At 62.5% G+C, this 9,444-nt stretch carries 8 protein-coding genes; 3 read left to right on the top strand and 5 right to left on the bottom strand.

The window, feature by feature from the left end:
* Window positions 1-249: 249 nt before the first annotated feature.
* Both EFD56_RS29385 and metF read left to right on the top strand, forming a co-directional pair.
* Window positions 250-1,275: an ArsR/SmtB family transcription factor gene (locus tag EFD56_RS29385; protein ID WP_012484523.1), complete on the top strand. Its 1,026-nt coding sequence runs from the start codon at window positions 250-252 to the stop codon at window positions 1,273-1,275.
* 1 nt (window position 1,276) lies between these two features.
* Entirely contained in the window at window positions 1,277-2,179 is a 903-nt protein-coding gene (gene metF, locus EFD56_RS29380; protein WP_004668531.1) for a methylenetetrahydrofolate reductase [NAD(P)H], read from the top strand.
* Between the two features lie 457 nt (window positions 2,180-2,636).
* Here metF and EFD56_RS29375 read toward each other — a convergent pair whose 3' ends face one another.
* The 5 genes from EFD56_RS29375 to EFD56_RS29355 all read right to left on the bottom strand — a co-directional run bounded on the left by EFD56_RS29375 (window position 2,637) and on the right by EFD56_RS29355 (window position 7,821).
* The gene (locus EFD56_RS29375; RefSeq protein ID WP_126906967.1) at window positions 2,637-3,542 is read right to left on the bottom strand and encodes a DMT family transporter; all 906 of its coding nucleotides are present in this window, start codon (window positions 3,540-3,542) and stop codon (window positions 2,637-2,639) included.
* A 138-nt stretch (window positions 3,543-3,680) separates the two neighbouring features.
* Complete coding sequence (locus tag EFD56_RS29370) at window positions 3,681-4,898, bottom strand: lytic murein transglycosylase (protein WP_064819447.1); 1,218 nt, start codon at window positions 4,896-4,898, stop codon at window positions 3,681-3,683.
* A gap of 81 nt (window positions 4,899-4,979) precedes the next feature.
* Window positions 4,980-5,777 (bottom strand): glycoside hydrolase family 25 protein, encoded by a 798-nt coding sequence (locus EFD56_RS29365; RefSeq protein WP_016733609.1) that lies wholly within the window; start codon window positions 5,775-5,777, stop codon window positions 4,980-4,982.
* Window positions 5,778-5,905: 128 nt separating this feature from the next.
* Window positions 5,906-6,580: a class I SAM-dependent methyltransferase gene (locus tag EFD56_RS29360; RefSeq protein ID WP_010003144.1), complete on the bottom strand. Its 675-nt coding sequence runs from the start codon at window positions 6,578-6,580 to the stop codon at window positions 5,906-5,908.
* Entirely contained in the window at window positions 6,577-7,821 is a 1,245-nt protein-coding gene (locus tag EFD56_RS29355) for a BtaA family protein (RefSeq protein WP_085742901.1), read from the bottom strand. Before EFD56_RS29355 ends, EFD56_RS29360 begins: the two co-directional genes overlap by 4 nt.
* A 190-nt stretch (window positions 7,822-8,011) precedes the next feature.
* Between EFD56_RS29355 and EFD56_RS29350 the strand changes: the two genes are divergently transcribed.
* Complete coding sequence (locus tag EFD56_RS29350) at window positions 8,012-9,436, top strand: serine hydrolase domain-containing protein (protein WP_126906966.1); 1,425 nt, start codon at window positions 8,012-8,014, stop codon at window positions 9,434-9,436.
* The last annotated feature ends 8 nt before the right edge of the window (window positions 9,437-9,444 follow it).

The following is a 9,444-nucleotide window of genomic DNA, read 5'->3' as shown; positions in this document are numbered from 1 at the left end:
CTTGATAGCTACGCTCGCCATTCCCGTAAAACTCAACAACAGACTGCTTGAAAGCCAGGCTGTATTTGGACATGCAAAACCCCCGAAGGTGGATGTCCAACTTTCGGGGGTCAGTTCATTCGGCCGGGGCTTTTTTATGTCCGGCCCTGTCGCAATTTGAGCAGGCAATTTCGCTGGGAGGGCGAATTGGCGCTTGTCACCGTCGCCTAAATCACATAAAGATATCTTTATATCTTGATTGGGCCGAAGATGAGTGAACCCTTGAAGCTTGGATTGGATGGGCTGGTGGACGTCTTGAAGGCGGCCGGCGAGCCGACGCGGCTGCGTCTTCTGGCGCTTCTCGACGCCGGCGACCTGACGGTCACCGATCTTACCGAAATTCTCGGCCAATCCCAGCCTCGCATCTCCCGCCACCTGAAGCTGCTTGGCGAAGCCGAACTGATCGAGCGCTACCAGGAGGGCGCCTGGGCCTATTTCCGCCTCAAGCAGGAGGGCAAGGCGGCAATGCTCGTGCGGGCCTTGCTGAAACATGTCTCCGAAAACGATCCGACCGTCCTTCGTGACGGTGAACGGCTGTCAGCGGTCAAGCGCCAACGGGCCGAGCGGGCACAGGCCTATTTCAGCCGCAACGCGGCGGAATGGGACGAGCTTCGCCGCTTGCATGCGGCCGACGAGGAAGTCGATGCCGCCGTCATCCGGCTGCTCGGCAACCAGCCGATCGACTCGCTGCTCGATCTCGGCACCGGCACCGGCCGCATCCTCGAACTCCTGGCCGGGCTCTACCGCCGGGCGATCGGTGTCGATGCCAGCCGCGACATGCTGAGCGTGGCGCGCGCCAATCTCGACAAGTCCCGCATCACCAAGGCCACCGTGCGCCACGCCGATATTCTGAACCTGCCGTTCGAGGGACAGGATTTCGACCTGGTGACGATCCATCAGGTGCTGCATTTCTTCGACCAGCCGGAGATTGCCATCGCGGAAGCGGCGCGCATGCTGCGGCCGGGCGGACGGCTCGTGGTCATCGACCTTGCGCCGCACACGCTCGAATATCTCCGCGACGAGCATGCGCATGTCCGTCTCGGCTTTTCGCACCAGGCGATGTCTGACTGGCTGCGCAAGGCTGGGCTCGAGGTCGAGCAGGTCGTCGATCTTCATCCGGGTCAGCAGAGCGGGCAGGGACTGACGGTCACCGTCTGGCTCGCGCGTGATCCGAGGCGCCTCATGGCTTCGCAACTAAGCGAAGGCGCCGAACCTACATTTGCCGGGAGAGTATGACATGGCTTTGAAAAACGAAGCGCAGGCGCGCAACATCGGGATCTCCTTCGAATTCTTCCCGCCGAAATCGGAAGAGATGGAAGGCCAGCTCTGGAATACCGTCAGCGAACTGCAGGACTGGGATCCGGATTTCGTCTCGGTGACCTATGGCGCCGGCGGCACCACCAAGGCGCCGACGCTGACCGCCGTCACGCGTTTCCTGTCGCAAACACCGCTTGCCACCGCTTCGCACCTGACCTGCGTCGGCGCGACGAAGGAAGAGACGCACCAGATGATCGAGACGTTCCGCAAGGTCGGCGTCACGCATTTCGTGGCACTGCGCGGCGATGCCCCCGGCGGCGCCGGCGCCCCCTACCAGCCGCATCCCGGCGGCTATGCCAATGCGGCCGAGCTGGTGGCCGGCCTCAAGTCGGTCGGCGATTTCGAAATTTCGGTCTCCGCCTATCCGGAAAAGCATCCGGAGAGCCGTGACACGGCCGCCGATATCGACATGCTGAAGCGCAAGGCCGACAACGGTGCCGACCGGGCGCTGACACAGTTCTTCTTCGACAACGACAATTTCGAGCGTTATCTGGAGCGGGTTCGCCGGGCCGGCATCTCGATCCCGATCGTGCCCGGCATCATGCCGATCCAGAACCTGACGCAGCTGAAGCGTTTCGCCGGCGCTTGCGGCGCGGTTATTCCCGGCTTCCTCGACGAGCGGTTCGCGGGCTTTGACGACAAGCCCGAAGAGCGGGCGAAGGTGGCGGCCGATGTCGCCGCCGAGCAGATCGAAGATCTCGTCCGGCGCGGCATCCGCGATTTCCATCTCTATACGATGAATCGTTCGCCACTGGTTTCCGCCGTGCTTGACAATCTCGGCCTTTCCCGCCGGCCGGCAAAAAACGCCGGCGCGGCTGCCTGATCTTCCGCGTCCAACAAAGTGAAAAGCGCATGTCGGGCGGGACATGCGCTTTTTCATTGGCGGATTGATCAGGGGAGTTCAGGTACTACCAGTCGTCACACCCCGGCCGGCCAGCTCAAATAAAGAGCATGGACAGGACGAAGGCAAACGCTGCACTGACCAACAGAACATTCAAGGATTGCGTGAGTCCCATGTCTGTCTCCTCGCGTTAACCTGCCAATAATATGTCGGAAATGTGTCGGTTGGGAAGCGAAATCTATGCTGCATTGCCGAACGACGCGGTGGATAAGGCGAAGGCTGAATCCGCAAGCTCCTGAAATTAAAGGCCTATTCGCGGCAAAATCGCATTCACAGAATTTAACATGCGGTTAAATCGGGCGATTGCCGATTTACCTATGCGCCTGAAACATGGCGCCCAGCCAAGCGGTTGAAATCATGCGGGATTTGCAACCATTCTTCACGTCGTCCTCGCCAGCAGGCGATAGGCACGGCCATCGAGAATGACGAGGCCGCAACCGATCAGCGCCATGCCGGCGAATTCGGCAAGTGCGAGCCGCTCGCCGAGGAAGAGCACGCCGAGAAGGATGGCGCTCGGCGGCACCAACAGGGTGACGAGTGAGGCGTTGGTGGCGCCGGCCGCCGCCATGATCCGGAAATAGAGAATATAGGCGAAGGCCGTCGACACCAGTGCCAGCGCCAGTACGGCGACGACGATATCGAGCGACGGCACCGGCAGCGTCCAGGGGCGATCGGCCAACAGCGACAGCGGCAAAGTGATCAACGAGGAGGCGGTCAGCTGGCCGGCTGCGGTGACGGGGGCCGGAATAGTCTTGAACCGCTTGCCGTAGGTGGCCGCGAACCCATAGGAGACGGCTGCAAGCACCGGAAGCAGCAGCGCCCAGAGCGGCGCTTCGCCGCTGGCCGACAGGCTGGGGCCGATCAGCACGATCGTTCCGGCCAGGCCGACGAGGCAGCCGGCAACCTTGGCGGATGACAGCTTCTCGTCTGATGTGAAGTAGTTGGCGATCAACACGGTCCAGATCGGCGTCGTCGCGTTCTGGATCGCCGCAAGGCCGGCGCCGATGCGGGTCTGGCCGAAAAAGATCAGAGCGTGCGGCAGGGCATTGTTGATCAGCCCGAGGATCAGGAATTCGCGCCAGCGGGCTTCCAGGATCGGATAGATGCCGAAACGGCCGGCGATATAGATGTGCAGAGCTATCGCGGCCAGCAGCAGCCGGAGGAAGACGAGGGTCAGCGGCGGCACATGCTGGACGGCAATGCGGGCAAAGAAGAAAGAGCCGCCCCAGATGAGACCGAGCAGGAGCAGCAGGCTCCAGGTCCAGGCATTCATCCTGTTGTCCATGCCGCCGTCCTCCATCCCAAGCCGTCCGCTGTCGCCTCGTCGAAACCCGACAGCGGATCCTCAGCATCATGCTTTAACGCCGACGGCGCGCGGCGCCACCCGTTTCTTGCGAAGCGAGCGGCGGAGCTGCAGCGGTACTCAGAGGGCGTTGAGAAGCGCCGGCGTCGCCCAGCCGTCGGCCGGTATGCCGAGGCGCTGCTGTTCCTTCTGGATCGCAATACGCGTGCCGGAGCCGAGGATGCCGTCGATCTCGCCGACATCGTGGCCGAGCGACTGCAGCTTTGTCTGCAGTGTCTTCATCTGGTCGTTGGCAAGACCCGGTTCCGGCGCGCCCTTGAGATAGGTCGGGGCGCCGGATAGGCGGGTCGCGAAATAGGCGGCCGAGGTCGTGTAGATGAACGACTTGTTCCACTCGAGATAGATCTTGAAATTCGGATAGGCGATGAAGGCCGGGCCCATCCGCCCTTGCGGCAGGACGAGGTCGCCTTCGAGATCACCGAAGCCGGTGTTGCCGTCGCGCGGCTTGACGCCAAGCGCGAACCATTCGCCGGCCTTCATGGTGCCGCCGAGGCCGGACTTCTCCCAGGGCAGGTTATCGGGCACGGTGACTTCCTGCAGCCAGGGCTGGCCGCGCTCGAAGCCGAGATGCTGGATGAATTTCGCTGCCGTCAGGATGGCGTCCGGGCCGCTCTGCTTCAGGCGGATATGGCCGTCGCCGTCGCCATCCATGCCATAGGCGATGATGTCGCGCGGCAGCATCTGCACCTGGCCGATCTCGCCGGCCCAGGCGCCGGTGTTGGTGGCGGGATCGAGGTCGCCGTGCTGGACCATCTCGATGAGAGCGATCAGCTGCGGGCGAAAGAGCTCCGGGCGGCGGCAATCGTGCGACAGCGTCACCAGTGCGTTGCGGGTGTTGAAGTCGCCCTGAACGGCGCCGAAATCGGTTTCCATCGCCCAGAAGGCGGTGATGACGCCGGAGGGGACGCCGAATTCCTGCTCGGCGCGGGCAAAGACGTCGGCAAACTGCTTCATCTTCTGGCGGCCGATGTCGAGGCGGGCCTGGCTGACGGTACGCTGGGAAAATTCGAGGAAGGTCTGTTTGAAGACGCCCTGGGCACGATCGCGGCTCAGGACCTTGGGGTCGATCTCGGCGCCGGCGAGCGCCTGGTCGGCCGCTGCGGCACTCGCGCCTGCGGCAATCGCATCGGCCTTGACGCCTTCGAGGAAGGCGGAGAGATCGCCGCCGCAAGGTGCGGCCGGGGCGGCAGCCGGCGCCTGCTGGGCGGCGGCGCCGCCGGCAAGGGCGAGGGCAAACAGGAGGGCGAGTGCAGAGCGGCTTGTGAGCGAGCGGTGCATGAATGCGGTCCTTATATCAAACGGATGTCCGCCGCTTTCCCAGAGGAATGTGACGGAAGCAAGAAACATTGAAAGACGTTACTAAGAATTTCTATCCTTGGAAACGGCGGCGACCCAATTGTTCCAGTTCTTTGCGCTGCCAGCAAAGACGTTGATATCGGTCGGTCCCTTGATGCCTGGAATGACGCCGGTCGAGGTATATTGCCAGAAGGCCCAGCGGCGGTCGGAATAGGTCACCTCAGGATGTTTCGCCACCGAGCGCACCCAGAAATGATAATCCTGGAAATAGCCGGCGAGATTGTCGCGGTGGAAATCGACCGAGGTGTAGATGATCGGGCGCTTGCCGTAATAGGCCTCCAGCCGGTCCATGAAGCGCTGCATTTCGGAGCGCACCGTTGCCGGGTCGGGACGGTAGCGGCAGGTCTTCGATTCGGCGTTCCATTCGACGTCGAGCACCGGCGGCAGGCGCATCGCCTCCTTCGGCACGTTGCTGATGAACCAGTCGGCCTGCTCGTCGGCCGAGGAACAGAAATAATAGAAATGATAGGGGGCATGCGGAATGCCGGCATTGCGGGCTTCGCGCCAATATTCGTCGAAGCGCGGATCGACCCTGTCCTTGCCTTCCGTCGCCTTGATGAAGGCAAAGGCAACGCCGGAATTCCTCACTGTCGCCCAGTCGATATCGCCCTGCCATTTGGAGATGTCGATGCCGTGGATGGCGTTCTGCTGCGGATGCTTAGGGCCAAAATCCTGCGGATCGGTGTCCTGGAAGCGCGTCTTCGGCTTGATTGAAGCGGTTTCAAGGTAGTCGTGGCCGGAAGAGGAGCAGCCTGCCAGGAGGATGGCCAGAGGCACAACGCAAAACAAAAGCCGGCGCATGGGTATCCCGTCGTGAACCGAATGATCTCTTTGCCCCACAGCCTGACCTTCGAAGATGACGAGCCCAGCAGAGGGAATAACCCTCTTTTCACCATATCAACGTAAAAAATCGGTTAGTTTCAAGCGAATTATGAGCGCTTGCTGATAATTGCCGCCCGCCAGACATAACCGCCGCCGACGGTTTCGAAGATCAATTGCGCATAGTGCTCATGGGCCTGCGCTTCCAGAACCTCCCGCAGATCTGGCCGCGGCGTGACATGGAACTTCGCAAGCCAGGCCTGCAATATGCGCCGGAACCAGCGCGGCAGACCTTCCTGCTGGCCGAAATCGACGATATGCAGCTGGCCGCCGGGATTGAGCGCAGCGATCGATGCATCGACGGCGCGCTCCCAGTCCGGGATCATCGACAGGGCATAGGAGATCAGGATGCGGTCGAAACCGCTGACGCCGAATTCGCGCGGCGTAAAGGCGGTGGCGTCGGCGACGCGGAATTCCGGGATCGTCGCCTTAGTGGCGAAGGTCTTGCGGGCAGAGATCAGCATTTCCTGGGAAATGTCGAGGCCGAACAGCTTGGCGGTCGGGAAATGCCTGTGGGCGAAGGCCATGTTGCGCCCGGTGCCGCAGCCGACTTCGAGCAGGGTGCCGCCGTCGGGCACGTCGAGATTGCGGATGGTGCTGTCGCGGCCGAGAAGGTAATATTTGCGCGTGAGATCGTAGATATGGCGCTGGTAACGGTACATGCCATCCATGAGGCTGGCATGTTCGTCGCTCATTCCCGCCGTCTCGGTGCCGACCTTGCTCACGCCTTCTTCCCGTAGATGTGGAAACCGCCATAGATCGCCGAGCGATCGAGCGCCGTCAGTTCCCGCGACTTATCCTCGAAATAATCCCACTGGTCGCGGATCGACGCAGACAGGCGGCCTTCTATAATGCTCTTTTCGGCGGCGGTGCGGAAGATCACTCGGGCGCCGTCGCACGCCGTGCGGGTGATTTCCCGCCAGACGTCGTTCAGTTGTTCATCCGTCATCCAATCCTGCGCGTCGAGCAGGATGTAGCGGTCGCGCGAGGCGGCCGGCTCCCGGGCCAGAAGCTCGGTGAAGCTCGCGTGGTGAACGTTGACGCGATCGACATTGGCGCGGATCACCTCATAGTGCTCGGGCTTCAGATAGGTCGGCAGCGGACCTTCCTGTTCAGTACCGTAGCGGCGGCCGAAGGCCTGCCAGGCGAAGTAATTGTCGCGCATCGGGAAATGACAGGCGAGCTTTTCCAGGCGGTGCTTCAGCACCGGCGCGATCGAATGATCGGCGGCGAGGCTTGCGAGCTCGTCATATTGCTGCGGCGGGATGCCGAGGCCGAAGAGCGAGCTTTTGCGGCCGGTGATCCAGCGAACGACCGGCTTTTCGAAAAGCGGTGCGATCTGCTCGTCGAAGAACTGGCGCTGTTCGCGGATCGAGCGGGTCTTGGTCATCTCGCGCAGCTTGACGCCATGCAGGCGGGCAAGAAGGTGAGCCGCGCCGATGAAACGACCGAGCAGGCCGGTTTCGTAGATGTTGCGGTCGAAGACGGTGACGCGGCGGCGTCCGAACTTGCGGCCGTTCCAATAGCTGCGGGTCGCCTCGTCGAGATTGGCGGCGAGATGCTGGTCGAAGGCGCGGCTGTTCGACTTCTCGTTCGGCATCGCCAGGAAACGGACGAGGTCGGCATGATCGGGCAGGTGCTTGAAGGCGGAAAGCTTGAGACGGTTCAGCGCGATATGGTGCGGGTTGAGATCGACGACGTCGATCGAGGCCGGCGCCTTGGAGAGATAGGCGAGCATGTTGCAGCCGCCGGAGCCGATGGTGACGATGCGATGGTTGGGCTTCAGCTCCATCGCCTGCATGTCGAGATCCGGATCTTCCCAGATTTGCGGGTAGACGAGGCCGGAGAAGAGAAGGCCGAAGAGACGCTCGGAAAAACCTTCCTTCGAAAAAGCTTTGTGGCGGAGAAGGGCGTCCTTGAGTTTCCGGTTCTTGCGGAAGCCGGCATCCGGTGCAAATTCTGACATGAGTCTGTCACCTTTTTAGCGTTCAGGGCGTGTAGCGCGCCACTGCTACAGTTTGATGACGCGGGCTGTGGGCGCCGTTCTCGGAAGGCTCCGGCATCAATGAAGAGTGATCGGAATGGTGCGCTACTTCGCGGCCCGCCCCTTTCCGACAGGCGCGATTCCTGCTTCTCTCCCGGCATGGAGGAATGCCATGCGATTTGTGCTGCGTGTCCTGAAGGCGCTTGCTCTCCTTGTGGTTCTCATCATCGCCGCCGGGACCGGCTGGCTCTTCGCCTGGCCGCCGGAGCTCTTGCGCGTCGGCGACGGCTACGCCGCCAAGATCGTCTGCTCCAATGTCTTCATCGCCGGCCGGGATGCCGACGATGTGCTGCATGACGACGTCCAGGCGCCGGGAAATCCGCTGCTGCGGCTGGTGCGCGTCAGTGTCGAGCGCGACAGCGGCCGGGTGACGGCGCGCTTCATGGGGCTGTTCGCATCGAGTTATGCGCTCTATCGCGGCGCTCTCGGCTGCACCAGCGTGCCGGACGGCAATTTCGAGGCGGCGATTGACGCGGTGCCATTCGATGCGCCGGCCAAGATGCAGGCGAATGACGCGGTGTGGCCGCAAGGTGAGGGCACCGGCAAACAGCCGGACGCGAAGATCGCCGCGGTGCTGGCCGATGCCCGATTTGCCGGTCCGGCCATGCGGGCGATTGTGGTGGTGCGCGACGACCGTATCGTCGCCGAGGCCTATGGTCCCGGATTTTCGTCGAAGACGCCGCTGATCGGCTGGTCGATGACGAAGACGGTGAACGCGGCCATCCTCGGCCGGCTGATGCTCGACGGCAAGATCTCCTTCGACGACGATCACTTGATGGCACAGTGGAAGGACGATCAGCGTGCGAGGATCAAGGTTTCCGACCTGCTCGGCATGGAGAGCGGCCTTGCCTTCAATGAGGATTACGGCAGCGTCGCCGATGTGACGCGTATGCTCTATCTCGATCCAGACATGGTATCGCTGCCGGCCAATGCGCCGATGGAGGCGGCACCCGGTCAACGGTTCCGCTATTCGAGCGGCACGGCGGCGCTCTTGTCACGCATCTGGATGGACAGGGTCGGCAATGCGCAGGCGGCCTTTTCCTATCCGCATGACGCGCTCTTCTCGCCGCTCGGCATGACCAGCGCCGTCTTCGAACTCGACGCGCGCGGCACCTTTGCCGGAAGCTCCTATCTCTATGCGACTGCGCATGACTGGGCGCGTTTCGGACAGTTCCTGCTGCAGGATGGCGTCTGGAATGGCCGGCGGCTGTTGCCGGAGGGCTTCGTCGGCGCCATGCGCACGCCGACGGCAGCATCGAACGGCCGGTATACGCAAGGCCAGGCGTGGCTCGCGCCCGGCGGCTCGAGTGCTGCATTCGGGCTGCCGGAGGATACGTTCTGGCTGACGGGGCATGACGGGCAGAGCATGGCGATCGTGCCGTCCGCCAATCTGGTCGTCGTCCGGCTCGGCCTGACGCCGGGCTGGCTCGGTTATCAGCCGCAGACGCTTCTCAAGGCAGTCGTGGCGGCGTCGCCGCAATCGGGCATGCCGCAACAGCAGGCCGGATCAGAGCGGCAGGTCCAGCCACGGCCATAGGCCGAAGC

Origin of the sequence: Rhizobium phaseoli (genome assembly GCF_003985125.1) — a bacterium.
Classification (GTDB): domain Bacteria; phylum Pseudomonadota; class Alphaproteobacteria; order Rhizobiales; family Rhizobiaceae; genus Rhizobium; species Rhizobium phaseoli.
The sequence above is the reverse complement of the archived record's forward strand: the minus strand, read 5'-3'. Positions and strand labels throughout refer to the sequence as shown.